Origin of the sequence: Ramlibacter sp. AN1015 (assembly GCF_037726105.1) — a bacterium.
Lineage (GTDB): Bacteria > Pseudomonadota > Gammaproteobacteria > Burkholderiales > Burkholderiaceae_C > Ramlibacter.
In genome coordinates, this window is record NZ_JBBJUM010000009.1 from 129,716 (window position 1) to 154,576 (window position 24,861).

Genomic DNA, 24,861 nt, shown 5'->3' on the forward strand with positions numbered 1-24,861 from the left:
CGAAGAGCGCCCGCACCGGGCTGGCGGTGTGGGCCATCCGCCTGGCGCCGCCGCGCCTGCCGACGCGGGTGCGGTTCGCAGGTGCCGGTGCGGGTGCGGTCGATCTCCCGCCCGGCCGCGCCGTCCGCATGCGCCGTGCGCAGCGCGATGGCGTCCGCTGGCTGTGGCGTCGTTCGCGTGAGGTGTGCGCGCTCAGTCGAACGGGCGCACGGCCGTGAGCTTCGCGTCCAGCGCCTCGCGCTCGTCGAACACGAAGCAGTGGCCATGGAAGTGCGCGCCGCCCGTGTCCTCGAAATACCGCAGGATGCCGCCCTCGAGCTGGAACACGTTCGTGACTCCGGCTTCACGCAGGTAGAGGGCTGCCTTCTCGCAGCGGATGCCGCCCGTGCAGAAGCTCACCACCGTCTTGCCTTCCAGCGCGCTCTTGTGCGCCTGAACGGCGGCGGGGAACTCGCCGAAGCGCGCGAGGCGCCAATCGATGGCGCCGTCGAAACTGCCGTGATCGACCTCGAAGGCGTTGCGCGTGTCCAGGGTCACCACCGGACGGCCGCTGTCGTCGTGGCCCTGATCGAGCCAGCGTCGCAGCGTACGCGCATCGACCGATGCGGCCCGTCCCGCCTGGGGCTGGATGGTGGGGTGGTCCATGCGGATGATCTCGCGCTTGACCTTCACCAGCAGGCGCCGGAACGGCAGCTCGCGCGACCAGCTTTCCTTGACCGGCAGGCCGGCCAGGCGGGGGTCGGCCTGCACTTCGTCGAGAAAGCCGCGAAGCGCGGGCGCGGGGCCGGCCAGGAACAGGTTGATGCCTTCGGTGGCCAGCAGGATCGTGCCCTTGAGGCCGGCCGCGCCGGCGCGCGCGAACAGGTGTTCGCGCAACGGCGCGGGGTCGTCCAGCGTGACGAATTTGTAGGCGGAGACGTTGAGGATGTCGGGCACGGTGAGCGGGGGATTCTAGAGGGGGCGAGGCAGTGACCCCCTCCTACAATGGCGCCCATGTTCGTCCACCTGCGCCTGCATTCCGAGTACTCCGTGGTCGATGGCACCTGCCGCATCGACGACACCATCGCAGCGGCGGCGGCCGATCACCAGCCGGCGCTTGCGATCACCGATCTGAACAACCTGTTCGGCGCCATCAAGTTCTACAAGGCCGCGCGCGGAGCCGGCCTCAAGCCGATCCTGGGCAGCGAGGTGCTGCTGCAGGGCCTGGGCAAGGACGACAGCCAGCTCTCGCGCGTGGTGCTGCTGGTGCAGGGACGCCAGGGCTACCTCAACTTGTGCGAACTGCTGGCGCGCGCCTGGACGCAGAACGTGGTGCGCGCGCAGGCCGTGTGCAAGCTGGCCTGGCTGCGCGAACTGGGCGAGGGCCTGATCTGCCTCGCCGGCGCCCAGGCGGGGCCGGTGGGGCAGGCGCTGGTCGCAGGCGACGCGGCGCGAGCGAGTGACGCCGCACTCACGCTGGCGGCGGTGTTCCCGCACCGCTTCTACATCGAGCTGCAGCGCGCCGGCCGCGCCGATGACGAGAGGCACGTGGCGGCGGCGGTGCAGCTCGCCGCAACGCTCAACGTGCCGGTGGTGGCGACGCATCCTGTGCAGTTCCTCACCGAGGACGACTACGAGGCGCACGAGGCGCGCGTGTGCATCTCGGAGGGCGAGATCCTGGGGAACCAGCGGCGCGTGCGCCGGTTCACCCGCGAGCAGTATTTCAAGAGCGCGGACCAGATGGCCGCGCTGTTCGCCGACGTGCCCTCGGCCGTCGCCAACACGCTGGAGATCGCCAAGCGCTGCAACCTCACGCTGGAGCTGGGCAAGCCGCGCCTGCCCAACTTCCCCACGCCCAACGGCATGCCGATGGAGGAGTATTTCCGCTTCGCCTCGCATGAGGGCCTGAAGGAGCGCATGGCGCAGATCTACCCCGACGCGTCGGCGCGCGAGAAGGAAATGCCGCGCTATGTGGAGCGGCTGGAGTTCGAGATCAACACCATTCTGAAGATGGGGTTCCCGGGCTACTTCCTGATCGTGGGCGACTTCATCAACTGGGCCAAGAACAACGGCTGCCCCGTCGGCCCGGGGCGGGGCTCGGGCGCGGGCTCGCTGGTGGCGTATGCGCTCAAGATCACCGACCTCGACCCGCTGCAGTACAACCTGCTGTTCGAGCGCTTCCTCAACCCGGAGCGGGTGTCGATGCCCGACTTCGACATCGACTTCTGCCAGAGCAACCGCGACCGGGTCATCGAGTACGTCAAGCAGAAATACGGCCGCGAGGCGGTGAGCCAGATCGCCACCTTCGGCACCATGGCCGCGCGGGCCGCCATCCGCGACGTCGGCCGCGTGCTGGACATGAGCTACACCTTCTGCGACGGCATCAGCAAGCTGGTGCCGAACAAGCCCGGCCAGCACATCACCATCGACGGCGCCATCAAGGCCGAGCCGCTGCTGGCCGAGCGACTGGACAAGGAAGACGAGGTCAAGACCCTGCTGGGCCTGGCGCAGAAGCTCGAAGGGCTCACGCGCAACGTCGGCATGCACGCCGGCGGCGTGCTGATCGCGCCGGGCAAGCTCACCGACTTCACGCCGCTCTACCAGCAGCCCGGCTCGGATTCGGCGGTGAGCCAGTACGACAAGGACGACGTGGAGGCGGCCGGCCTGGTGAAGTTCGACTTCCTGGGCCTGGCCACGCTCACCATCCTGGAGATCGCGCGCGAGTTCATCCGCACGCGGCACAAGGGCCAGGAAGATTTCGCCTTCGAGAAGGTGCCGCTGCAGGACGCGGCCACCTACAAGCTGTTCGCCGACGGCAAGACCGAGGCGGTGTTCCAGTTCGAAAGCCGCGGCATGCAAGGCATGCTGCGCGATGCGCGGCCCACGCGCCTGGAGGACCTGATCGCGCTGAACGCGCTGTACCGCCCGGGCCCTATGGACCTGATCCCCAGCTTCGTCGCGCGCAAGCACGGGCGCGAACAGGTCGAGTACCCGCACCCGCTGGTAGCCGACATGCTCTCCGAAACCTACGGGATCATGGTCTACCAGGAGCAGGTCATGCAGACCGCGCAGATCCTGGGCGGCTACACACTGGGCGGCGCCGACCTGCTGCGCCGCGCGATGGGCAAGAAGAAGGCCGAGGAGATGGCCCAGCACCGCGAGATCTTCCGCGCGGGCGCCGCCAAGAACGGCATCAGCCTCGAGAAAGCCGACGAGATCTTCGACCTGATGGAGAAGTTCGCCGGCTACGGCTTCAACAAGTCGCACGCCGCCGCCTACTCGCTGCTGGCGTATCACACCGGCTGGCTGAAGGTGCACTACACGGCCGAGTTCTTCTGCGCGAACATGACCGTGGAGATGGACGACACCGACAAGCTCAAGGTGCTGTTCGAGGATGCGGTCAAGAACTTCGGCCTGACCTTCGAGCCGCCCGACGTGAACCGGGGTGTCTACCGCTTCGAGCCGGTCTCGGACAAGGTGATCCGCTATGGGTTGGGCGCGGTGAAGGGCACCGGCCAGCAGGCGATCGAGGCGATCGTGCACGCGCGCGAAAAGGGGGGGCCGTTTGCCAGCCTCTACGACTTCTGCGTGCGCATCGACCGCAGCCGGGTCAACAAGCGCACCGTGGAGGCGCTGATCAAGGCCGGCGCCTTCGATGCGCTGCACCTGAACCGCGCGACGCTGGTGGCCTCGCTCGAACGCGCCTTCGACTTCGCCGCCGCCACCGAGGCGAACGCCAACCAGGGCGGCCTGTTCGACATGGGCGACGCCCACGGCGCGAGCACGCAGGAGCCGGACCTGGTGGAGGCCACGCCCTGGGGTGTGAAGGAGCGGCTCACGTTCGAGAAGACGGCCGTCGGCTTCTATCTTTCGGGACACCTGTTCGACGAAGTGGGCGCCGAGGTGCGGCGCTTCGTGCGGCGCTCCATCGACGACCTGATCGACTCGCGCGAGCCGCAGCTGCTTGCCGGCATCGTGAGCGACCTGCGGGTGATCAACGGCCAACGCGGCAAGCTGGCGATCTTCAAGCTGGACGACAAGTCCGCCGTGATCGAGGCCACCGCCGACGAAGCGGTGCTCAATGCCAACCGCCACCTGCTCAAGGACGACGAACTGGTCATCGTCATGGCGCGCCAGCAGCCCGACCGTTTCACCGGCGGCTTCCGGCTCTCGATCCAGCAGGTGTGGGACCTGGCGAGCGCGCGCTGCCGCTTCGGCAAGTACCTGAAGGTGGCCGTGAACGGCCGCGCCCCCGACGTGCGGCGGATGGTGCGCGAGTTCCCGCCGCAGCGCGACCAGAGCGAGCAGGGTGAACTGGTGCGTGGCCTGCCGGTGCGCCTGGCATTGCGCCGTGAGCAGGCGGTCGCCGAACTGCAGCTGGGGGAGGAGGCCCGCTTTTTCCCGAGCGACGCGGCGCTGGCCAGCTGGATCGCGCAGGCCGACGCCGGCCAGGCGCAGATCGTCTACGAGGCCTGAGCGCGCCCGGGTGCGGCAGGGTTGAACGGCAGGGTCGCACACCTGCACGGTGCGGCGGTGCGGCCGGCGAGAAGCCATCCGCCACACGGGTCCGCCCGGGGCGCGGATGGTCCGCCCGGGCCGCCCAGGCCGCCCAGGCCGCCCAGGCTGCACACAGCCTTCCAAAGGCTGGTTAGAATCCGTCCGCCTCTGAAGGGGAGTAGCGCCCTGCGAAGTCCGGTCCTCCGGGCTTCCCTGCTGCGACGCCGTCAATACGGAGCGCCACCGCATCGCCGGTGGGGTTCCCGGTGCCGCAGGTCACCCGATCGCAATGGTCGGTGTCACGCAAGACCGACGCGGCAATTCCGTGAACCCCGCCGGGTCCGCCCGTGGATTCCGGCACCTTCAGAAAGCCCACCATGTCCATCGGTACTCCGATGATGTGGGGCGTGTTTGCCGTGTTCGTCGCGGTCGCGCTCCTCATCGACTTTCTCGCCCTCAGCAAGCAGGGTGCTCACAGCGTCTCCATGAAGGAGGCGGGTATCTGGTCCCTGATCTGGGTGGCCGTGTCCTTCGTCTTCGTCGGCCTGCTCTGGTGGTACCTGGGCGGTGCCTCCGAGGAGGCGGCGCGCCAGGAAGTCGCCAACGCCAAGGCCCTCGAGTTCGTCACCGGCTATCTGGTGGAGAAGGCCCTGGCGGTGGACAACATCTTCGTGTTCCTGATGCTGTTCACGTACTTCGGCGTGCCGGCGGCGTTCCAGAAGCGGGTGCTGATGATCGGCATCCTCGGCGCCCTCGTGCTGCGCGCGGTGATGATCATCGTCGGCGCCTGGCTGGTGACGCAGTTCCACTGGGTGCTGTACGTGTTCGGCGCATTCCTCGTGTTCACGGGCGCCAAGATGTGGTGGGCGGCGGGCCAGGAGCCCGACCTCGAGTCGAATCCGGCGCTGCGATGGATCAACAAGCACATGAAGGTTGCTCCCGGCTATGACGGCGAGCGCTTCTTCACGCAAGTCAACGGCGTGCGCATGGCGACGCCGCTGCTGGTGGTGATCCTGCTGATCGGCGTGGTGGATGTGATCTTCGCCGTCGATTCGATTCCGGCGATCTTCGCCATCACGACCGATCCGTTCATCGTGCTCACCTCCAACGTATTCGCCATCCTCGGGCTGCGGGCGATGTATTTCCTGCTCGCCGGCATGCACGAGCGCTTCCACCTGCTCTCGTACGGGCTGGCCATCGTGCTGGTGTTCATCGGCACCAAGATGCTGCTGATCGACATCTACAAGATTCCGGTGGCCTGGTCGCTCGCCGTGACGGTGGTGGTGCTGGCCGCGACCATGCTGCTGTCGCTGCGCATCCCCGCGAAGAAGGGTGCCGCGACCGGGGGCGCCTATCCCTTCGCCGCCAAGCCGCGCGAGCAGAAGCAGCACTGAGTCCAGGCGCTCGCCGGTTCGCGGCGAGCGCTCCGACTTCGACGTCGCCGAGGCGCACCTGGCGAGCGGGTGGCCAGGGGGAGCGCAGGCAGACGTTTTCCAGCGACGGCACGTGCGCCTGCATGTGCCGAAAGCGTCCGACGCACGCGGGACGGATGGCGCTGTTCCGGGCATCCATGCTGCCGTTCGCAGTGCGCTCGCACCCCACCTTCGGCGTTCGCCATGCAGCTGGCGGCGCGGGGCCGGCGCCCCGGCCGCCGCGGGCGTCCGACCTCAGCCCTTCGGGCGGAACTCCATGATGAGCGGACTGTGCACGCGCCCGTCCAGATCGCGCGGCAGCACTTCCGTGCGATCGAGTGCCCGCAGGACAGCCTCGTCCCACGAGGCCACGCCGCTGGAGCGGGTGATCCGCCGCGCGGTGATGGTGCCGTCGGGGGACATGCGCACCTCGACCTCCGCGGTGGGGTTGCCAGCCAGGTTGTCGTTGTAGACGATGTTCGGCTTGACCCGCGCCCGGATGCGGCCGGCGTAGCTGTCGGTGGGACCGGTCGAGCGCTGGGCACTGCCGGTGGCGGTGGGGCCACCTGTGGCGCCGGCGAGCCCCTGCATGCGCCGCAGGTTCTCTTCGCGCAGCTGCTCGAGTCGGGCTTGCTGCTCGGCCTGTTCCTTCTTGCGGGCGGCTTCCGCCTGCGCGAGCTTGAGCTTTTCCTGCTTCTCGCGTTCGGCCTTTTCAGCCGCCAGCTTCTGCTGCTTCTCGCGCTCCTGCTTCTCGGCCGCAAGCTTCTCCTGCTTCTCGCGCTCGGCCTTCTCCGCCGCGAGCTTCTGCTGCTTCTCACGCTCCTGCTTCTCGGCCGCAAGCTTTTCCTGCTTCTCGCGCTCCGCCTTTTCGGCGGCGAGCTTCTGCTGTTTCTCGCGTTCGGCTTTTTCGGCAGCGAGCTTTTCCTGCTTCTCACGCTCGGCCTTCTCCGCGGCCAGCTTCTCCTGCTTTTCGCGTTCGGCCTTTTCAGCCGCGAGCTTTTCCTGCTTCTCGCGCTCGGCTTTCTCCGCCGCGAGTTTCTGCTGGCGCTCGCGCTCTTTCTCGCGCTCGATCGCGAGTTCCGCTTCGCTGGGGCCGGCGGGCACGGGCGGCTGCACTGCGGGTGCAGGCGCCGGGGGTGGCGGAGGCGGAGGCGGGGGCGGCGCGGGTGCCGGTGGCGGGGGCGGTGCCGGTGGGGCCGGCGGCTCGGGCGGTGCGGGAGGCGGCGGCGGTGTCGGCGGCTGCGCGGCGCGGGGTGCCGCCTGTGCGATGGTCGATGACCAGAGCTCTGCTTCTGCCGTGACGATGGGCGAATCGTCGCGCCAGTTCACGCCCCAGGTGATGGCGGCGCCCAGGACCAGGTGGGCCAGGATGGCCAGGCCGATGGCCCGGGCACGCCCGGGCGGGGGAGGGGGGGAATAGCGATCAGCGGGACCGGACATGGATTGCGGGATCCTCCAGGCAGCTCATGGCTCAGGGGCTCGGCTGAACGGCCAGGCCCACGCGTTGCACACCCTGGCGCTGCAAGCGGTCGAGCACCTGCACCACGGAGTCGTAGCGCACCGAGCGGTCGGCACTGATCACGACGGCGGTGCTGCCGGCCGGCTTGCCGGACTGCGCGCCCAGCACGGCCGCGGGAAGTTCGGCGAGCGTGAGTCGCTGCGTGATCTTGTCCAGGCGCAGCTCGATGCTTTCATCCTTGCCGATGAGGACCTCGATCTTTTCGTCCGGCGGGCGATTGGCCTTGCCAACCGAGGGCAGCTCGATCGTGCTGGGGGAGATCAGTGGCGCCGTGACCATGAAGATGATCAGCAGCACCAGCATGACGTCGATGAACGGGACCATGTTGATCTCGTTCATGGCGCGGCGGCCGCGCCCTCGGGAGGCGACGTTCGGCATGTCAGCGCACCGGTGCGGGCGTGACCGGCCCGTGTGCGGCTCCCGTGGCGGCACCGGTGGCGGCGGCCACCGCCGCACTGGTGCTGCGCTGCAGGATGTTGGAGAACTCCTCGATGAAGGTCTCCAGGCGGATCGCCACGCGGTCGATGTCGCGCGAGAAACGGTTGTAGGCGAGCACGGCCGGAATGGCGGCGAACAGGCCGATCGCGGTGGCCACCAGGGCTTCGGCGATGCCTGGGGCGACGGTGGACAGGGTCACCTGCTGCAGGCCGGCGAGGCCGGTGAAGGCATGCATGATTCCCCACACGGTGCCGAACAGGCCGACATAGGGCGAGACCGAGCCGACCGAGGCGAGAAACGAGAGGTGGGTCTCGACCGCGTCCACCTCCCGCTGGAAGCTCGCGCGCATGGCGCGCCGGGCACCATCGAGCAGGGTGCCCGGATCCTGGATGCGGCCTGCGCGCAGCTTCTGGTATTCGCGCATGCCGGAGGCGAAGATGCGCTCCATGGGCCCGGCGTTGCGGGGGTTGCGCGCGGCCGCGGCGAACAGCTCGTTCAGGTTGGTGCCCGACCAGAACTCGCGCTCGAAGTCTTCGTTGAGCGACTTCACGCGCCGCAGCGTAAACAGCTTCTGGAAGATGGCCGCCCAACTCGCGACGGACACGCCGACCAGCAGCAGCATCACCAGTTGCACCACCCAGCTGGCACCCAGTACCAGCTGCACGATGGACATATCTTGATTCATGTTGTCCTGAGGATTGATTCGATGACCACGGGGGGAATTCTGGCAGGCCGCAGCGTCGCTGCGTCGACCCAGCCGATGCGGATGGTGCCCTCGGCCAGCACCGTAGTGTCCGGGCCGCGCAGCGCGCGCTGTTCGATCAGCAGCGAAGCGCGCCCCGCCGACGCGAGCCGGGCCGTAATGATGAGCTCGTCGTCCAGGCGCGCGGGCTGCAGGAAGCGTACGGCAGTCTCGCCCACCACGAACATGCCGCCGGTCTGCGCGCGCAGCACCGACTGCGAGACGCCGACCGAGCGCAGCCATTCGGTGCGCGCGCGCTCGAAGAACTTGAGGTAGTTGGCGTAGAAGACGATGCCGCCGGCATCCGTGTCTTCCCAGTAGACGCGCACCGGGAACGCGAAGCTCATTCGAACGCCTCGCGCACGGCCCGCAGGCGCGCCACCGCTTCCTGCAGCTGCGTCATGGAGCTGGCGGTCGAAAAGCGCACGAATCGGTCGGTGCGGTGGCTGCCGAAATCGCGTCCCGGAGTGATGGCGACGTGGGCCCGGTGCATGAGCTCGAAGGCCAGCTCCCAGCTGCCGGGCAGGCCGAGCTTCTCGCACCAGGCCTGGCTGTCCGCCCAGGCGTAGAAGGCGCCGTCCGGCTCGACCGGAACGTCGAGGCCGAGCTGCCGCAGCTGCGGGGTGAACCAGTCGCGGCGCGCACGGAACTCGCCGCGCCGGCGCTCGTATTCGGCCAGGCTTTCGGGCTCGAAGCAGGCGAGGGCCGCATGCTGGGCCACCGTGCTGGGGCAGATGAACAGGTTCTGGGCCAGGCGCTCGATGACCGGCACCAAGGCATCGGGCACGACCATCCAGCCCAGGCGCCAGCCGGTCATGCTGAAGTACTTGGAGAAGCTGTTGATGCTGATGAGATCGTCGCCCAGCGCCAGGCCACTGCGCCCGAAGGTCTCGTCGTAGCTCAGCCCGAGGTAGATCTCGTCGAGCAGCGTGAAGCCGCCGCGCGCGCGCACCGCCTCGTGGATGGCGGCGAGGGCGTCGGGGTGGATGGAGGTGCCCGTCGGGTTCGAGGGCGACGCGAGCAGCACGCCACGGGTGCGCGGTCCCCAGTGCTCCCGCACCTGCGCCGCGCTCAGCTGGAAACGGTCGGCCGCGCTGGTCGGCAGCAGCACGGCGCGCCCATCGGCGGCGCTGATGAAGTGCCGGTTGCATGGGTAGCTCGGGTCGGGCATGAGCACCTCGTCGCCGCTGTCCACCAGCGCGAGGCATGCCAGCTGCAGCGCGGCGGAGGCGCCGGCGGTGAGCACGATGCGCCGGGCCGGCACGTCGATGCCGAAGCGGCTGGCATACCAATGCGAGATGCGCTCGCGCAGCTGCGGCAGGCCGGTGGCCGGGGTGTACTGGGTGCGCCCCTCGCGCAATGCGCGCTCGGCCGCCTCCTGCACCAGCGGCGGCGCGGTGAAGTCCGGCTCGCCGATGTTCAGGAAGATCATGGGCCGGTCGCTGTCGCGGTTCTGCTCGGCCAGGCGGGCGGCCGCCTTGGCCACTTCCATGACGTAGAACGGCTCGATGCGCTCGGCGCGGCGGGCTATGCGCATGGTGTCAGGCACCCGTGCGGGCGCGGTCGGCCCCCGTCTCGTCCGGGCGCAGGCGGGGTGCCAGGCCGTTGAGCACGCCGTTCACGTACTTGTAGCCGTCGGTGCCGCCGAACTCCTTGGCAAGCTCGATGCATTCGTTGAGCACGACGCGCCAGGGCACGTCGGGGGCATGCTGGAACTCCCACGCGCCGATCCACATGACGGCCCGCTCGATGGGGGAGAGCTCCGAGAGCTTGCGGTCCAGCAGCGGCTCGATGAGGGCGTCCAGCTGCGGGCCTTGCGCGATGGCGCCGTGCAGCAGCGCGTCGTAGTGCACCGAATCGGCCTTGTGGAAGCCGGAGAGGTCGCGCGTGAAACGGTCGATGGTGTCGGGGTCGTTGCCGCCCACGAGGTGCTGGTAGAGGGCCTGCAGCGCGAATTCGCGTGCGCGCGAGCGTGCGGACTTGGCGGACGCCTTGCGCGCGCCGGTGCTGGTGAGGCCGGCACGGGGGCCGCGCGGCGGCCGGCGCTGCGGGTCCTGCGATTCGGTCTGGTCGTCGCTCACGGGCGTGCCTCCGTGCGCGGCATCGCGGTCGTGGGGGTGGTGGAGTGGGACTGCGTCATGCGAGGGTGTCCAGCAACTGCGCCATCTCGACCACCACGCGGGCGGCGTCGATGCCTTTTTCGCTCTGGCGGGCCAGCGCCTGCGCCTGGTTTTCCGTGGTGAGGATCACGTTGGCGATGGGCAGCCGGTGGTCGAGGCTCACGCGGGTGACGCCGGCGGCGGACTCGTTGGCGACCAGTTCGAAGTGGTAGGTCTCGCCCCGGATCACGCAGCCGAGCGCGACCAGCGCGTCGAAGCGTCCGGTGCTCGCCAGCGCCTGCAGGGCCAGTGGCACTTCGAGTGCGCCGGGCACGTGGACGTGGGTGATGTCGGAGGCGGCGACGCCGAGCGCCTCGAGCTCGCCGAGGCAGGCCTGGGCGAGTGCGTCGGTGACCGACTGGTTGAAGCGCGCCTGGACGATGCCGATGCGCAGGCCGCTGCCGTCGAGTTTTTCAGCCGTGCCTTTTTCAGCGCCAAACATGGGGGGTGTTCCTTGGGTGGGTCCTGCGGGGTGTCATTCAGGACGGGGTGAGATAGCCGGTGATTTCGAGGCCGTAGCCCGCCATGCTGGGCAGGCGCCGGGGGGTGCCCAGCAGCTGCATGCGGTGCACGCCGCAGTCGCGCAGGATCTGCGCGCCGATGCCGTAGGTGCGCAGGTCCATGCGGCCGCGCTCGGGCGCCTGCGCGGAACGGGCCGTGCCTTCGAACTGGGCGAGCAGCTGTTCGGCGGATTCTCCGCCATTGAGCAGGACCACGACGCCGCGGCCCGCGGCGGCGATGTGCGCCAGCGTGGCGTCGAGCGGCCAGGAGTGCATGGAGCGGCCGACCTCGAGCGCGTCGAGGACCGACAGCGGCTCGTGCACGCGCACCGGCACCTCGTCGTCGGACTGCCACTGCCCGAGCACCAGCGCCAGGTGCAGCCCCTGGCTGGGCTTGTCCCGCCAGGCGTGCGCGGTGAAGACGCCGTGCGCGGTGCGCAGCGGCCGCGAGCCGATCTTCTCGACCAGCGACTCGTTGCGGCTGCGGTATTCGATGAGGGAGGCGATGGTGCCGATCTTCAGGCCGTGCTCGGCGGCGAACAGCTGCAGGTCGGCCAACCGGGCCATGGTGCCGTCGTCCTTCATGATTTCGCAGATGACGGCGGCCGGGGTGAGCCCCGCCATGCCTGCGAGGTCGCAGCCCGCTTCGGTGTGGCCGGCCCGCATCAGCACGCCGCCATCGACGGCCTGCAGCGGAAAGATATGGCCGGGCTGCACCAGGTCTTCGGCCCGCGCGCGCGAATGGACGGCGGCCTGCACGGTGCGCGCGCGGTCGGCGGCGCTGATGCCGGTGGTGACGCCCTCGGCCGCTTCGATGGACACGGTGAACGCGGTGGCGTGCTTGGTGCCGTTGCGGGTGACCATGGGCGGCAGGCGCAGCAGCTCGCAGCGCTCGCGCGTGAGCGTCAGGCAGATCAGGCCCCGGCCGAAGCGGGCCATGAAGTTGATGGCTTCGGGGGTGACGTGGTCGGCGGCGAGCACGAGGTCGCCTTCGTTCTCGCGGTCTTCCTCATCGACCAGGATGACCATGCGGCCGGCGCGCATGTCGGCGACGATCTCCTCGATGGGCGAGATGGCGACGGGCGGGACCACGGAGGTGAGGGCGTTCATGGGGTGGCTTTCGTGGGCAGGGAGCTGCCGAGCATGCGCTCGACGTAGCGGGCGAGCAGGTCGATCTCGAGGTTGACGGCACTGCCGACCTTCAGCGCGCGCAAGGCAGTGTTCTCGACCGTGTGGGGAATGAGGTTGATGCTGAACTCGCAGCCGTCGGCGAGGTCGTGCACCCGGTTGACTGTGAGGCTCACGCCGTTGACGGTGATCGAGCCCTTGTAGGCAAGGTAGCGCGCCAGCTCCCGCGGCGCGTGCACGCACAGCTCGAAGCTCTCGCCCACCGGCGCGAAGCGCGTCACACGGCCGACGCCATCGACATGGCCGGACACCAGGTGGCCGCCGAGCCGGTCGTTCGGGCGCAGGGCCTTTTCCAGGTTGACTTCGGCGCCGGGCGTGGCAAGGCCGCTGGTGCGGGCGAGGGATTCGGCGGAGATGGCGATGGTGAAACGGCCGGCCGCGGCATCGACGGTGGTGACGGTCATGCAGGCGCCGTCGATGGCGATGCTGTCCCCCAGGCCCACGTCGTCCAGCCACTGGGCGGGCGCTTCCAGGGTGAGGCGCTTGCCGTGCTGCAAAGAACTTCCGAGGTCGTGGACGGCGCCGATGCGCCCCACGCCGGTGATGATGCCGGTGAACATCGCGCTATTTTCGCAGGGATTGGAAGGGCCCGGCCGCGGCACGGTCGCGCAGGGACCGCTGGGCGCGGCGCGCGCAGGTCGCAGGGGCATCTCGTGCGTAGGTTGCGGGCGCGTCCGCGCACATATTCCCCAGGGCCCCGCAAGAACCTCGCAGGGCGTCCGCAGGAATCTCGCACACATCCCGAGGGGCGCGGCGCACCCGGTGAGCGCGGCAGTGCGCTCAGAAGCTGTCCCGACCGGCCACGCGCGCGAGGATGCGCAGGTCGGGCCCGATCCGTTCGCAGGCGTGGAATGCCAGCTCCGGCCCCTGGGCGAGCTCGCGCAAGGGGCCGATAGCGGCCATGCCGCGGCCCGGGCCGAGCAGGCGCGGCGCGAGGTAGACGAGGAATTCGTCCACCAGGTGCTCGCGCACCAGCGAGCCATTGAGCTTGTGGCCCGCCTCGACGTGCAGCTCGTTGACCTCGCGGCGGCCGAGGTCGGCCAGCAGGGCGGCAAGATCGACCTTGCCCCCAGGCCCGGGCAAGGTGACGACGGTAGCGCCGCGGGCCTGCAACGCAGCCCGGCGGGCCGCGTCGGTGCTGGCCGTGTAGACCAGCAACTCGCGTTGGGGCTCGAACAGGCGAGCTTCCAGGGGCAGCTCGAGCCGGCTGTCCACCACCACCAGCCGTGGCTGCCGGGAGATGTCGGGCAGCCGCACGTCCAGCCGCGGGTCGTCCTCGAGCACGGTGCCGATGCCCGTGAGCACGGCGCAGGCCCGCGCGCGCCAGGCGTGGCCGTCGGTGCGTGCGGCCTCCGAAGTGATCCATTGGCTGGCGCCGTTGTCCAGCGCGGTGGTGCCGTCGAGCGAGGCGGCGACTTTCATGCGCACCCAGGGGGTGCCGCGCCGCATGCGGCTGAAGAACCCGATGTTGAGCTGGCGGCTGGCAGCGGCGCCCGGTCCGACCTCGACGGCAACGCCGGCCGTGCGCAAGCGTTCGAAGCCGCGGCCTGCGACGAGCGGATTGGGATCTTCCAGCGACGCGACCACGCGGGCGACTCCCGCCGCGACCAGCGCATCGCAGCAGGGGCCGGTGCGGCCGGTGTGCGCGCAGGGCTCCAGGGTGACATAGGCGGTGGCGCCGGCGACCGGGTTGCCGCGCTGCTGCGCATCGCGCAGCGCCATGACTTCGGCGTGCGCGCTGCCGGCTGCCTGGGTAAAGCCTTCGCCGAGCACGCGTCCGGCGGCATCGACCAGGACGCAGCCCACGTGGGGGTTGGGGCTGGACAGGAAGAGCGAACGCTCGGCCAGGGCGAGCGCCGCGGCCATGAAGTCGCGTGGTGCGGGGGTCAATGCAGGAGGCTGGTGGCAGCGCCGACGTCAGCGCCAGCAGGACTTTACATCGGCCGTGCCGCCCCGCTCGCGCAGACCGGTGTGGCGCAGGCCGAGCTTGCCGCAGCCGGCATCGGCCAGTTGGGGGCCTTCGGGTACGGCTTCCACGGTGAAGGTGCCCGCGGTGGGCTGGCCGGTGGCGAACTGGAAGCGGTAGTGGCCTGCCAGGTCGCCGACGCACGTGCGCACCGGCATCGGTGCGGCCGCATCGACGTAGGTCATGGTGATGGTGTAGCGGCGCTCGAGCTGCTGGGCGAGCTCCTGCAGGCAGGCCGTCGCCAACGCGCGCCGCGTGCTGCGCACGTGGGACTGGTAGCTGGGATAGGCGATGGAGGAGAGGATCGCGATGATGGCCACGGTGATCATCAGCTCGATCAGGGTGAAGCCGCGCATGCGGTGCAGCGCGTGGACGGTTGGGCGCGAAGGCATGGCGCTCACTCCTTCCAGACTTCGCGCCAGGAGAGGCGGCCGCGGAAGGTGCGTGCGGGTTTGCCTTCGTTGGGCATTGCCGTGACGCTGAGCGTGCTTGACGGTTTGGAGTTGGCAAACCCGGTGCTGGCCGACTCAGACGTTCCTGCGGCGGACGAAGACTGCCCGCCGCTGCTCAAGTCGCCCGTACCGCCGACCAGAACAAGCTTGTCGCGGGTACCCTCGATGTCCACGATAGTGACCTCTGAAGGCAGGCCGATGCCGAGGTCTGCAGAACCTATGGGATCGCTGTTCAGGTGGTCATTCTCGACTTTGCCATCGCCGTCCACGTCGAACGCGCTCTTCTCGATCGAGGCGCCAGTGAATGCCTGGATCACGTTGAGGAATCCTCCGCCGCCGGGGATGCAGGGGTCGTGCTGAACAGGGTAGAGCGAACTCACGATCGCCATCGTGGGCGGCAAGTCTGCGATCTTGCTCTGGGTGACGATGCGCTCGCCCGGTTGCCCGCCGGTGAAATCGAGGTACCACCCACTCGTTCCCTCCATATCCTTGTCCTTGCCGGCTTCGAAGACGCGCACGGCAACGCCTCGCAGTGATCCAGTGGCCGCGATCCCGCGCTTGCGCAGCGCATTCCGCCCGGGTATGGGAATCGTCGTATCGGCGAGCACGCCCCACCAGGTCTGGGTGCTGCGCTCTGCCGGGTCCCCGGCACGGAAATATGAGCCGGTGCCGAAGATGGCGAAGAGGCGTCCGTCATGCGCGTCGCCTGAGCCGGGCCGCACGGGCTTGCGGACGAGCGTGAGTGGTGCAGTGATGGGCTGGGGGCGCCCCGCGGGATCGACGGCGCGGAACATGGGCTTACCGCCGTGCAGTACACGCCAGGCGGAGGGCTCGCGAGCGCTGATGTCGAACTTCCAGACATTGCCTTTCAGGTCCCCGGCATAGACGATATCGGCGGTTCCATCGTTGTTCTGATCGATGACCGCAGGCCCGGCGAGGCCGTTGTCGTTTCCCTCGCCGGTGTCGAGCGTGTGCACCCGGTCGAGACTGCCGTCCTCGTTGACGACAAAGATGTACAGCACCGCGCGTCCACCAATGCTCTTGTAGCCATTGCCGGCGAGCACGCCGATCTTGTTGTTGTTCAGCGCGACAACCAGGGGACGCCCAAGCATGTGACCCAGGTGCGGGTCCTTGGCGGCGGCAACCGATGCACTCGGTGTGTACTCCCATCTGAACGCTGCGCGCGAGAACTCCCGCGGCCTGGTGACATCGAGCGAGAACAGACCGCGCCCGCCGCGACCGAGCAGAGCGTAGAGGTAGGCGCTTCCAGCCGACCGCGTCGAGCGAGGTCCGACCACCACGTCCCCATCGACAAAGTATTCGTGGCTATAGCCTGGCCGTGACAGGCCAGCGAGCCGCCCTACGACCTCTTGGGGAATGAAGCCGAACAACTCGGCACCGGTCGCGCCATCGAACGCGTGCAGCATGCCGTCATTGCCCCCTACGTACAAGACCTTTGCCGCCTGGTCGTAATGTGGCGATGAGTGCACGAAGTCGCCCAGGGCCGATGCGCGATTGCGCAAGGAGCCGCCGAACTGCACCTCGCCCTTGCGATTGCCGCGCAGCCAATCAAGTACGGAAGCGCTTTCGAGTGCCTCCTTGTCGGCAGTAGGAAGGGATTCGAACTGGTTCAGGAGCACCGTCGTACCGGCAGTGGTGCGCATGTACAGGGCTCGATCCGACCATGCAGGCAGCGCCTCCGAGGCTCGCCAGACGGCCCTTGCGCCAAGTCCCTCCTTGCTTATCGGAGAGGCAACTACATCACCAGACCATTGGGCACTGTTGAACTGCGCCTGGAACAGCAGCGAGCCGTCTGAGATGTTCGTGCTATTGACGCCCACGTTGCTTGCGCTGCTGACGCGCGAAGCGATGTTCTCGAGCGTGCTGCGCAGCGATGCTCGCAGCTGCCCGGGGTTGAGCACGAGTGCGTAGGCGTCCGGCATCCCGTCGCCGTTGACATCCCATTCGGCTTTCTCGTCGGGCCGTCCATTGCCATTGCGGTCGACGAAAGCGCCCCACTTGGCCGCAAACCAAAGAGGATCCTTGAGGAAGCTGGCAGCCAAGCCCGTGCGGGGAGAAAAGGTGCGAACCGCATGGTTGCCGCGGCCAAATTCCCCATTGGAGCCGAGGTATGGCAGCCGACCACAATCCTCCGGCATCGGTGACCCGTCGCAGTGGCCTGGTAAGCGCCCGGGTGGAGTGTTCAGGAAGTACGGGATATCGACCGGCTCTTTCACGCCGGGAGCGACCGTGCGAAGAGGCAACTCGTCCTGTACTTCCAGATAGACACCATCGTCGGTCGTGCCGGAGATGACGTAGCCGATGCGGTGCTGCATGCCTCCGGCCTGGTACTCGGGGCGCACCTCCACGGTCACGGTGCCATCTGCGTTGACCTTGACGGTGTACAGGACCACGACATCCATGTCGTGGTCTGCTCCTTGTTCCACGTCTTCGAAGTTGATTCGGAACTTCGCCTGATAGCGACCTCCGTTGATGGCCGGGTTCGGCTTTTCGTTCTCGAGGTTGGCGATCTCTTCCACGTAGAAATCGACAATCTGGTTGGTGGGCTGGAATGCTCCCTTTCCAGGGGTGAACGCGTGCCCATCAAGGCTGGCGACCGTCTTGGCGAACGGAACAACGGTGATATTGCCGCCTCCGGGCACGGGAACTGCGATGCGCGGAAGCGGAGAAGCGAGGGCGACTACGAAGGTCTCTACGTTTTGCTTCCCGGGTAATGTGTCTCTCAAATCCGTACGCTTGCCGAAGGCAGCGGCGGATGCGGCGTAGTAGCTACCCTGCTTCGTCGGCTCTTCTGGGGCAAGTCCGCGCACGGTGCCCAAGGACTCGACGGCCTTTGCGGTGGGCGCAGAGTCGAATGACTTCCCCGATTCACCAATGAAGCGGGCGCCGCGCACCTGTGACTCCCAGTCCGTGATGCGTTGCGCCTCGGCTTGCGCATCGAAGCCAGCGAGGTCACCCACGAAAGCTGGATTGAAATAGGACCCTGGCACCTGGTCGGAGTCGTAGGAAACGTTGCTGTCGGACACGACGAGCAGGCTGGCCCGAGCGCAGGACGGTGCCTTCGCAGCGCTGGTGGTGGCATACGGGTCATCCCACGGCACTTCGGAGATGCCGAGCGACTGATCCAGCGTGCTTGCACCGCTGTAATCCGGAGTGGGCGTGGCCTTGCCTGCGAAATAGCGCAGCGCCTCGTACATCATCTCGCCGACCGGATTGCCCCAGTCGGGGAACTGACCCTCCCGCGCCGCTGTATTCGTCAGTGCGCCGCCCCGGTACCAGCCATTGCGTGAGCCGTTGTTGAAGTCCCGGATGCGCAGAGCGTCGTAAGTGCTGACGATGCCGTTGATGCGCGTGAACCGCCCACTCTGCCTGTCGACTTCGTTCGCGAACGAGGAGACCACCTTGCGCAGCCGCCCTCCTGCCATGTTGCGATCGAAACTGCCGCTCAGGAGGCCGAAGAGCATGGCGTCGTTTTCGCCATATTCATGTAGCAAGCCGATGGGCTTGGCGGTCTGATCGGAGTATCGCTTGCAGCCGTCGGTGAACCCGTTGGCGCAGGTCAGCACCCGAACGGTGAGGTTGGTCCTTGTTCCGGCGTGGGTGGTATCCCGCAAGACAGGACCTTCGCCCGACGCCCACTGCCATACGCGTCTGTTCGAGTTGGCGACTATCGATAGCCATGGAGGAAGGTCGCTGCAGTTCGTGATGACCGCGCAGTTGACAGCGGCGTTCGCGGTGACGTTGCCGAAGAAGTGCCGCCTGTTCGGGGACGGCTGCGCCAGGGGCGTGTAGCGATCGATCCGGTAGCCATCGACGGATTCACTGGTGTATTCCTTGGCCCAGCTATGTCCGTCCTGCGGGATATAGGCGCGCCTCAGCACCGTGCTGCTGAGGGTGTCCACCTCGCGCATGCCGCCGTAGAGCACGACGCGCAGTGCGTCTATGCGGCTGGTCGTGGCGTAGTTCAGCCAGTTCCCCGACCAGCTGTTGGTGCAGTGGCCCAGCTCGCCCACGACGCGGCTGGACGGACTGAATAAGTCGGCATTGGTACCGCCGCCGGTATGCGTGTAGCAGTAGTTCGAATTGAACAGACCCAGGTATGTCGTCGATGGATTGAAGCGGAGATCGAGCTTCCCGTCCCCATTGATGTCGCTGGCATCGTTGTAGGCTTCATAGAAGAGGCGGTGGTCCTTGCCGGCGACCAACATCACCATGGGTTTCGCGGGTGTTCGGACCGAAAGCGGCGTGGGCGGAATGTCGATGCCGGCGCTGGCCTGGCCGATGGTGAACGCTGCGGCTAGAAGGGCTGCGGTGGTGCCGGCCGGAGTGCGCCACAACGCGCATTGCCTTCTGATCGCGGGCAGCAAAGTACGTCTGGGGCGGAGTTCAATCGGTGGCATAGATGGATTGCACGGTGACGGCGGCGCGCTCGGGGCCGGCGTTGGCGCGCGCGGTGATGCGATAGCGCTTGCAGGCGGGCGGATCGGTGGGGTCTGCGCTGCAGGGAAAGCTCGCTCCCAGGTACTCGACCACATAGGTGGGCGTGATCGACAACTGGTCGATGCCGATGGGGCTGGCAGTGCCCCATTGGGTGAAGGATGCGTCCGCCCATCTGGGCTTGTCGTTGCCTGCCGGTGGCGGGCAGGTCAGCACCGAGAAGCCGTCGCCGGGCACATCGGCGCAAGCGCCCGCCGCGGTCGGCCGTGTCAATGCGACACGCCCCTCGATCTCGCGCAGGGCGCCTTCGGCCGCCTGGAACGCGAGAGTGCGGTCGTAGCTGTGGCCGGCCATCTTTTCTTCGCTGGCGGTGAGCCGGACCCCGGCCGTGGCGAGCACCAGGATGACCAGCAGGATGACCAGGGAGACGACGAGCACGAAGCCTTGCTGGGCGTCGCGGCGCGGCCGGAGCCGGGCGGGGATGCTGCGGCGCGCGGTCACGGCTGGGCGTTGCGCAGTGCCGCGACGGCCACGAGGCTGCGGGCGAGAAGAGAGCCGGCGCCATCGTTGGCGACGAGCGTCAGGCGCGCCCGTACGGCCAGCACGGGCCTGTCGGGATCGTTCCAGCTGGTGATGGCGGCGGCACTCTCCCAGGTGCTCGCAAGGTCGCCACCCGGCAGGCGGCGCAGGTAATCGATCTGCAGGTCGTCGATGTCGGGGACCATCTCGTGCTTGGCGGTCTGGATGGTGCGCGAGCCGGGCGTGGCGCCGCTCTTGTGAATGGTTGCGCGGTACAGCGAACGGCTGCCCCGGCCATTGGCGCCGATGTACCAGAACGCGGGCTCCCAGCGGGCGACGATCGCGCCCGCTTCGAAGGTCTTGGGGTGGGTGTCCGTGCACGGCGCGACCACCGCGCCCAGGTCGGTCGTGCAATTGAGGGAGGGGGCGCCCCGGTAGCTGAGTGCTTTGCCCGAGGAGGTCGAGGTCGATATCTGAAACAGTGCGCTGCTGTGCGGGTCGCACAGCAGGGCGATGTCGTCGGACTCGACACCGTTGTCCGCTGCGGCACTGAGCGTGCCTGTTGCGGGGTCGTGCGCGGCGATGCGGGCCACCCCCTGATCGGCACCGGTGGGGCGCAGCAGGAGTAGTGCGTCCGTGGAGGCAATGCGCTCGCTCGTCGCGGTGCCCACTGCGACGACGGAATTGCTGGCGACGCCGGCGCCGCTCACGCCGTCGAAACCGCGCACCATGCCGGCGTCGGTATCGGCCCACCAGTAAGTGACCGCCGGCGGCGCCTTGCGCAGGACGTTCGCAGTCAGCGCGGCGCCGCAGGGCAATTGGCCGGCGTCGCGCACCTCGCGCATCATGAGCTCGAAGGCAAAGCGTCCGTTCTCCTGCAAGCGGGCGAGGCTCTCGTGGGTGCGGTAGGCGAGCCGCTGAGAAAGGTAGGCGCCCAGCACGCCGGTAAGCAGCAGCAGGCCTACCAGCAAGGCGACCATGAGCTCGACGAGGCCGACGCCGCGCTGGCATGAACGGGAAAAGCGGGCGTGCTTCATGCTCAGATGCGCGAGGCGATGGTCAGCTGCTGCTCGGACAAGCCGCCGGAGGCGCTGTCGTCCCAGCGGATCTGGACGCTGCAGTGGTATTCGGTGCAGCGCACCCAGACGCAGGTGCTGGGGCGGTCGCCGATGCTGCCTTTCACGTCGTTGATCCAGTCGCGCAGGGTGGATTCCGCGAGCGTCGGAGTGCCGGTCGCTGTGCCGGCGGCGCACCGGACGTCGTCACCGGTGTTGTAGGCGCCGAACCGCGCCTGCTCCCGGTCCACCCGCATCACGTCGAGGATGTAGTGGCTCAGCATCGAGGCCTGGCTGCGCTGCAGGGCGCTCACGTTCGCCTTGAGCGTGCGCGTCTGCAAGGCCACGAGGCCGAGCACCCCGAAGGCCAGCACCAGAAGCGCAACCATCACTTCGAGCAGGGACATGCCGCGCTGGCCCGGCGGGCGCAAGCGTCGGCGGTGCGGGGTCGGAGTTGTCATGTCGGATTCGGGCAGGTCGAGAGGACCGGAGACGAGCGCACCGTGACCACGCGTCCGCTGTTCGTGAGGATCAGGTCGGACGTGCGGTGGCTGTCGCCCAGGGCCGCGGCGCTGCTGCACACCCGCAAGGTGCCCGCCTGCAGCGCTTCGCCGCTTGGCCGGAACGACACGTTGGATGCGACCGGCGCGTTCCCACGTGCGGTGATGTCAGCGGGCAGCGCGTGGGCCACCAGGGTGATGGCCTCGGACGCCTCACGGGTGCGGTTTCCGTTGTCGTCCTGGAAGACGATCCAGCCAGTGGACCAGTCGCGTGCGCCGGTGTCGCACTCGGACTGGTCCAGGCTGCGGCACACCGTGAAGCGCACGCCCTTCTGGATGGCCTGGCTGCGGGCAAGCGCGAGTGCAGAGCCGAGGTCGTTGGCCGCCGCCGACAGACGGCTCGAGGCGAGCTGGCGCTGGAAGCTGGGGATGCCCAGTGTGGCCAGCAGAGCGAGCAGCGCGACGGCCAGCAGCAGTTCCAGCAGGGTAATCCCCGCGGCTTCGGCGGGGCCCTGCAAACCGGGCGTAGACATGCGCTGCATGCGCAGGACTATGCCGGATTTGTAGTCCTAAAGGAAACGTTTCTTTTATGTTATGGACGTAAGAACTACCAGTGTTTCGCGCGCCGAATCTCAGGTCTCGCTGCGGATCAGGGCGGTGAAATCCTTGACGTCCTCGAAGCTGCGGTAGACGCTGGCAAAGCGCACGTAGGCCACCTTGTCCAGCGCCTTGAGCTCGCGCATCACCAACTCGCCGATGCTGGACGAAGGCAGCTCGCGCACCCCCATGTTGAGCAGCTTTTCCTCGATCCGCTCGACCGCCCGATCGACTTGTTCGGTGCTGACCGGACGCTTACGCAACGCGAGTTTCATCGAACCCAGCAAACGGGTGCGGTCGAATTCGACCCTGCGCCCATCCTTCTTGACGATGACCGGGAAGCTCACGTCGGGTCGCTCGTAGGTGGTGAAGCGCTTCTCGCAGTGCGCGCACTGCCTGCGCCGGCGGATGAATTCGCCGTCTTCGGCGACACGCGTCTCCACCACCTGGGTTTCGGCGTTGCCGCAGAAGGGGCATTTCATGGCCGATCAGCCGTAGACGGGGAAGCGGCGGGTGAGGGCGTTGACCTTCTCGCGCACCGCCTGGATGTTGGCCTCGTCGCGCGGCTTGTCCAGCACGTCGGCGATCAGGTTGGCCGTGAGCCGTGCCTCTTCCTCCTTGAAGCCGCGGGTGGTCATGGCCGGCGTGCCGATGCGCACGCCGCTGGTCACCATCGGCTTTTCGGGATCGTTCGGAATGGCGTTCTTGTTGATGGTCATGTGCGCCGCCCCCAGCACCGCCTCGGCTTCCTTGCCGGTGATGCCCTTGGCACGCAGGTCCACCAGCATCAGGTGGCTCTCGGTGCGGCCGCTCACGATGCGCAAGCCGCGCTGCACCAGCGTCTCGGCCAGCACCTGCGCATTGCGCACGACCTGGTGCTGGTACTGCTTGAACTCGGGCGCCAGGGCTTCCTTGAAGGCCACGGCCTTGGCGGCGATGACGTGCATGAGCGGACCGCCCTGCAGGCCCGGGAAGATGGCGCTGTTGATGGCCTTCTCATGCTCGGGCTTCATCAGGATGATGCCCCCGCGCGGGCCGCGCAGGCTCTTGTGCGTGGTGGACGTCACCACGTCCGCATGCGGAACGGGGTTGGGGTAGACGCCCGCGGCGATCAGGCCGGCGTAGTGAGCCATATCGACCATGAAGATGGCGCCCACCTCACGTGCCACCTTGGCAAATCGCTCGAAATCGATGCGCAGCGCATACGCCGACGCGCCGGCGATGATCAGCTTGGGCCGGCTCTCGCGGGCCTTGCGCTCCATCGCGTCGTAGTCGATCTCCTCCCTGTCGTCCAGGCCGTAGGAGACGACGTTGAACCACTTGCCGCTCATGTTCAGGGCCATGCCGTGGGTGAGGTGCCCGCCCTCCGCGAGGCTCATGCCCATGATGGTGTCGCCCGGCTTGAGGAAGGCCAGGAACACCGCTTCATTGGCCTGTGCGCCCGAGTGGGGCTGCACATTGGCGGCGGCGGAGCCGAACAGCTCCTTCACCCGGGACAGCGCGAGCTGCTCTGCGACATCGACGTTTTCGCAACCGCCGTAGTAGCGCTTGCCGGGGTAGCCTTCCGCGTACTTGTTCGTCAGCTGCGTGCCCTGGGCCGCCATGACGGCGGGCGAGGCGTAGTTCTCGCTGGCGATCAGCTCGATGTGTTCTTCCTGGCGGCGGTTCTCGGCCTGGATCGCGGCAAAGAGTTCGGGGTCGGTTTGCTCGATGAGGATGTTGCGGTGGTACATGGCGGCAGTCCTGACGGATGGTGGTCCCTGTTCGTGAACGAGGGCTGCCCAGGCGAACGGCGGTGCGCCGCGGCCGCGGCGGTACGCTCCCCCGTGGTGACCCACGTCGGCACCGATCGCCCGGCCGAGGCACGCGCCGGCGGGCGACGCGCCTATCGCCAGTCGCGTACCGGGCGAAGTGTAGCCGAGGGGCGCAGGCTCAGAAGAGTGCGGCGAGCCGCGCATCGACGGCGGCCGAGGGCTGGTCGCGCGGCGGCGCCTGCGTGCGCAGCGGGGGCGTGGTGAACGGAGACACGCTGCGGCCGGCGGCGACCTGCCGCAGCCGGTCATGCTCGGCCAGCACCTTCTCGGCATAGCCGCCGTCGTCGGGCAGGTTGGCCGCGCCCACGTAGTACTTGAGGCCGGCTTCCACCGAGCCGGCCCGCGCGATGCACTCCTGCAGGATGCGCGCGCCCACCCTGAGGTTGGATACCGGGTCGAAGGCAGCGAGCTTTCCGCCGAACAGTTCGTATTTCTCGCCGTGCACCTTGGTCATGACCTGCATCAGGCCCTGGGCCCCGACCGCACTCTGCGCGAACGGGTTGAACCCGGATTCGATGGCCATCACAGCAAGGATGAGGGTAGGGTCGAGCTTGGTGCGCGCGCCGAGTTCGTAGGCTTCGGACACCAGAGCGCTCAGCGGCTCGGGCGCGACCCGATACTTGCGGCTGAGCCAGAAGGCGACGGCAGCCTGTTGCTTGGGCAGTTCACCCGGGTCCGCGGCCGTGGCGCGGACGATGCCGGCGAGATCCGGAACCAAGCCCATGGCGTCGGCCTGCCGGTCGCGCAGCCAGCCCATGAGGTGCGACTCACCTGCTTCGCGCAGATCCGGCCGCACTCCCAGCGTAAGAGCGGAGACGACTACCGCGACGCCGACCAGGGCGAAGCCGTTGTGGGTGATGTCGAAGAATCCCTGGGCCACATCGGACCCGAAGACCCGCAGGCCCTCGAGAAATCTTCCTGGCGCTGTCATAGCACTTCCTTTCTCGCGGAGAGCCGGCATCGACGGCGCCAAGGCCGGCAGATCGACTCCCTCGTCTTGATTGGCACGCGGTCACGAGGCCGGGCCTGAAGCAGGGCCCTTCTACTCGGCGCTTCGGACTTTGCC

The 24,861-nt window shown here is 68.1% G+C and carries 23 protein-coding genes; 2 read left to right on the forward strand and 21 right to left on the reverse strand.

Annotation, left to right across the window (positions count from 1 at the left end):
• Positions 1–192 precede the first annotated feature (192 nt).
• A complete protein-coding gene (locus WG922_RS15410) occupies positions 193–936 on the reverse strand; it encodes a sulfurtransferase (RefSeq protein ID WP_340283619.1) in 744 nt (247 codons plus the stop codon).
• A gap of 57 nt (positions 937–993) precedes the next feature.
• Between WG922_RS15410 and dnaE the strand changes: the two genes are divergently transcribed.
• Positions 994–4,455: a DNA polymerase III subunit alpha gene (gene dnaE, locus WG922_RS15415; protein ID WP_340283620.1), complete on the forward strand. Its 3,462-nt coding sequence runs from the start codon at positions 994–996 to the stop codon at positions 4,453–4,455.
• A 172-nt stretch (positions 4,456–4,627) separates the two neighbouring features.
• On the opposite strand, the gene WG922_RS15420 is transcribed toward dnaE, so the two are convergent.
• Positions 4,628–4,861 carry a hypothetical protein gene (locus WG922_RS15420; RefSeq protein ID WP_340283621.1) on the reverse strand — a complete coding sequence of 78 codons (234 nt, stop codon included), beginning with the start codon at positions 4,859–4,861 and terminating at the stop codon, positions 4,628–4,630.
• Between WG922_RS15420 and WG922_RS15425 the strand changes: the two genes are divergently transcribed.
• Complete coding sequence (locus WG922_RS15425; RefSeq protein ID WP_340283622.1) at positions 4,854–5,870, forward strand: TerC family protein; 1,017 nt, start codon at positions 4,854–4,856, stop codon at positions 5,868–5,870. The two genes, WG922_RS15420 and WG922_RS15425, sit on opposite strands and share 8 nt — an antisense overlap.
• A gap of 273 nt (positions 5,871–6,143) precedes the next feature.
• Here the strand turns inward: WG922_RS15425 and tolA are convergent, their stop codons facing one another.
• The 19 genes from tolA to WG922_RS15520 form a co-directional block, all read right to left on the reverse strand.
• A complete protein-coding gene (tolA, locus tag WG922_RS15430) occupies positions 6,144–7,328 on the reverse strand; it encodes a cell envelope integrity protein TolA (protein ID WP_340283623.1) in 1,185 nt (394 codons plus the stop codon).
• Between the two features lie 31 nt (positions 7,329–7,359).
• Positions 7,360–7,785 carry an ExbD/TolR family protein gene (locus WG922_RS15435; protein ID WP_340283624.1) on the reverse strand — a complete coding sequence of 142 codons (426 nt, stop codon included), beginning with the start codon at positions 7,783–7,785 and terminating at the stop codon, positions 7,360–7,362.
• Position 7,786: 1 nt separating this feature from the next.
• Complete coding sequence (gene tolQ / locus WG922_RS15440; RefSeq protein ID WP_340283625.1) at positions 7,787–8,530, reverse strand: protein TolQ; 744 nt, start codon at positions 8,528–8,530, stop codon at positions 7,787–7,789.
• Positions 8,527–8,934, reverse strand: a complete 408-nt coding sequence (gene ybgC / locus WG922_RS15445) for a tol-pal system-associated acyl-CoA thioesterase (protein WP_340283626.1) — start codon at positions 8,932–8,934, stop codon at positions 8,527–8,529. The genes tolQ and ybgC overlap by 4 nt, the downstream gene beginning before the upstream one ends.
• Positions 8,931–10,124 (reverse strand): pyridoxal phosphate-dependent aminotransferase, encoded by a 1,194-nt coding sequence (locus WG922_RS15450; RefSeq protein ID WP_340283627.1) that lies wholly within the window; start codon positions 10,122–10,124, stop codon positions 8,931–8,933. The genes ybgC and WG922_RS15450 overlap by 4 nt, the downstream gene beginning before the upstream one ends.
• A 4-nt stretch (positions 10,125–10,128) precedes the next feature.
• On the reverse strand, positions 10,129–10,668 hold the full coding sequence (gene nusB / locus WG922_RS15455; protein WP_340283628.1) for a transcription antitermination factor NusB: 540 nt from the start codon (positions 10,666–10,668) through the stop codon (positions 10,129–10,131).
• Positions 10,669–10,723: 55 nt separating this feature from the next.
• The gene (gene ribH, locus WG922_RS15460) at positions 10,724–11,188 is read right to left on the reverse strand and encodes a 6,7-dimethyl-8-ribityllumazine synthase (protein WP_340283629.1); all 465 of its coding nucleotides are present in this window, start codon (positions 11,186–11,188) and stop codon (positions 10,724–10,726) included.
• A gap of 37 nt (positions 11,189–11,225) precedes the next feature.
• Complete coding sequence (gene ribBA / locus WG922_RS15465; protein ID WP_340283630.1) at positions 11,226–12,356, reverse strand: bifunctional 3,4-dihydroxy-2-butanone-4-phosphate synthase/GTP cyclohydrolase II; 1,131 nt, start codon at positions 12,354–12,356, stop codon at positions 11,226–11,228.
• Entirely contained in the window at positions 12,353–12,994 is a 642-nt protein-coding gene (locus tag WG922_RS15470) for a riboflavin synthase (protein ID WP_340283631.1), read from the reverse strand. Before WG922_RS15470 ends, ribBA begins: the two co-directional genes overlap by 4 nt.
• Positions 12,995–13,214: 220 nt before the next feature.
• On the reverse strand, positions 13,215–14,300 hold the full coding sequence (ribD, locus tag WG922_RS15475; protein WP_340283706.1) for a bifunctional diaminohydroxyphosphoribosylaminopyrimidine deaminase/5-amino-6-(5-phosphoribosylamino)uracil reductase RibD: 1,086 nt from the start codon (positions 14,298–14,300) through the stop codon (positions 13,215–13,217).
• 51 nt (positions 14,301–14,351) lie between these two features.
• Positions 14,352–14,792, reverse strand: coding sequence for a type IV pilin protein (locus WG922_RS15480; protein WP_340283632.1), 441 nt, complete (start codon positions 14,790–14,792; stop codon positions 14,352–14,354).
• A gap of 5 nt (positions 14,793–14,797) precedes the next feature.
• The gene (locus WG922_RS15485; RefSeq protein WP_340283633.1) at positions 14,798–19,273 is read right to left on the reverse strand and encodes a pilus assembly protein; all 4,476 of its coding nucleotides are present in this window, start codon (positions 19,271–19,273) and stop codon (positions 14,798–14,800) included.
• Positions 19,260–19,748 (reverse strand): pilus assembly PilX family protein, encoded by a 489-nt coding sequence (locus WG922_RS15490; RefSeq protein WP_340283634.1) that lies wholly within the window; start codon positions 19,746–19,748, stop codon positions 19,260–19,262. Before WG922_RS15490 ends, WG922_RS15485 begins: the two co-directional genes overlap by 14 nt.
• Positions 19,749–19,807: 59 nt before the next feature.
• Positions 19,808–20,866 carry a prepilin-type N-terminal cleavage/methylation domain-containing protein gene (locus WG922_RS15495; RefSeq protein WP_340283635.1) on the reverse strand — a complete coding sequence of 353 codons (1,059 nt, stop codon included), beginning with the start codon at positions 20,864–20,866 and terminating at the stop codon, positions 19,808–19,810.
• A gap of 2 nt (positions 20,867–20,868) precedes the next feature.
• Positions 20,869–21,345, reverse strand: coding sequence for a type IV pilus modification protein PilV (gene pilV, locus WG922_RS15500; protein ID WP_340283636.1), 477 nt, complete (start codon positions 21,343–21,345; stop codon positions 20,869–20,871).
• Positions 21,342–21,917, reverse strand: coding sequence for a GspH/FimT family protein (locus WG922_RS15505; RefSeq protein WP_340283637.1), 576 nt, complete (start codon positions 21,915–21,917; stop codon positions 21,342–21,344). The genes pilV and WG922_RS15505 overlap by 4 nt, the downstream gene beginning before the upstream one ends.
• A gap of 99 nt (positions 21,918–22,016) precedes the next feature.
• The gene (gene nrdR / locus WG922_RS15510) at positions 22,017–22,463 is read right to left on the reverse strand and encodes a transcriptional regulator NrdR (protein WP_340283638.1); all 447 of its coding nucleotides are present in this window, start codon (positions 22,461–22,463) and stop codon (positions 22,017–22,019) included.
• 6 nt (positions 22,464–22,469) lie between these two features.
• Entirely contained in the window at positions 22,470–23,714 is a 1,245-nt protein-coding gene (gene glyA / locus WG922_RS15515) for a serine hydroxymethyltransferase (protein WP_340283639.1), read from the reverse strand.
• Positions 23,715–23,913: 199 nt separating this feature from the next.
• Complete coding sequence (locus tag WG922_RS15520; RefSeq protein ID WP_340283640.1) at positions 23,914–24,726, reverse strand: lytic transglycosylase domain-containing protein; 813 nt, start codon at positions 24,724–24,726, stop codon at positions 23,914–23,916.
• Positions 24,727–24,861: the final 135 nt, after the last annotated feature.

Bases quoted from the DNA above. Each gene is read 5' to 3' on its own strand.
- WG922_RS15480 (WP_340283632.1), bottom strand. From the start codon at position 14,792: ATGCCTTCGCGCCCAACCGTCCACGCGCTGCACCGCATGCGCGGCTTC.
- WG922_RS15470 (WP_340283631.1), bottom strand. From the start codon at position 12,994: ATGTTCACCGGCATCATCACCGGCGTGGGGCGCATCGGCGCCGTCCAC.
- tolQ (WP_340283625.1), bottom strand. From the start codon at position 8,530: ATGAATCAAGATATGTCCATCGTGCAGCTGGTACTGGGTGCCAGCTGG.
- WG922_RS15450 (WP_340283627.1), bottom strand. From the start codon at position 10,124: ATGCGCATAGCCCGCCGCGCCGAGCGCATCGAGCCGTTCTACGTCATG.
- tolA (WP_340283623.1), bottom strand. From the start codon at position 7,328: ATGTCCGGTCCCGCTGATCGCTATTCCCCCCCTCCCCCGCCCGGGCGT.
- pilV (WP_340283636.1), bottom strand. From the start codon at position 21,345: ATGACAACTCCGACCCCGCACCGCCGACGCTTGCGCCCGCCGGGCCAG.
- WG922_RS15520 (WP_340283640.1), bottom strand. From the start codon at position 24,726: ATGACAGCGCCAGGAAGATTTCTCGAGGGCCTGCGGGTCTTCGGGTCC.
- WG922_RS15495 (WP_340283635.1), bottom strand. From the start codon at position 20,866: ATGAAGCACGCCCGCTTTTCCCGTTCATGCCAGCGCGGCGTCGGCCTC.
- ribBA (WP_340283630.1), bottom strand. From the start codon at position 12,356: ATGAACGCCCTCACCTCCGTGGTCCCGCCCGTCGCCATCTCGCCCATC.
- ribD (WP_340283706.1), bottom strand. From the start codon at position 14,300: ATGGCCGCGGCGCTCGCCCTGGCCGAGCGTTCGCTCTTCCTGTCCAGC.
- dnaE (WP_340283620.1), top strand. From the start codon at position 994: ATGTTCGTCCACCTGCGCCTGCATTCCGAGTACTCCGTGGTCGATGGC.
- WG922_RS15505 (WP_340283637.1), bottom strand. From the start codon at position 21,917: ATGTCTACGCCCGGTTTGCAGGGCCCCGCCGAAGCCGCGGGGATTACC.
- WG922_RS15420 (WP_340283621.1), bottom strand. From the start codon at position 4,861: ATGGACATGGTGGGCTTTCTGAAGGTGCCGGAATCCACGGGCGGACCC.
- nrdR (WP_340283638.1), bottom strand. From the start codon at position 22,463: ATGAAATGCCCCTTCTGCGGCAACGCCGAAACCCAGGTGGTGGAGACG.
- ribH (WP_340283629.1), bottom strand. From the start codon at position 11,188: ATGTTTGGCGCTGAAAAAGGCACGGCTGAAAAACTCGACGGCAGCGGC.
- WG922_RS15485 (WP_340283633.1), bottom strand. From the start codon at position 19,273: ATGCCACCGATTGAACTCCGCCCCAGACGTACTTTGCTGCCCGCGATC.
- ybgC (WP_340283626.1), bottom strand. From the start codon at position 8,934: ATGAGCTTCGCGTTCCCGGTGCGCGTCTACTGGGAAGACACGGATGCC.
- WG922_RS15435 (WP_340283624.1), bottom strand. From the start codon at position 7,785: ATGCCGAACGTCGCCTCCCGAGGGCGCGGCCGCCGCGCCATGAACGAG.
- glyA (WP_340283639.1), bottom strand. From the start codon at position 23,714: ATGTACCACCGCAACATCCTCATCGAGCAAACCGACCCCGAACTCTTT.
- WG922_RS15425 (WP_340283622.1), top strand. From the start codon at position 4,854: ATGTCCATCGGTACTCCGATGATGTGGGGCGTGTTTGCCGTGTTCGTC.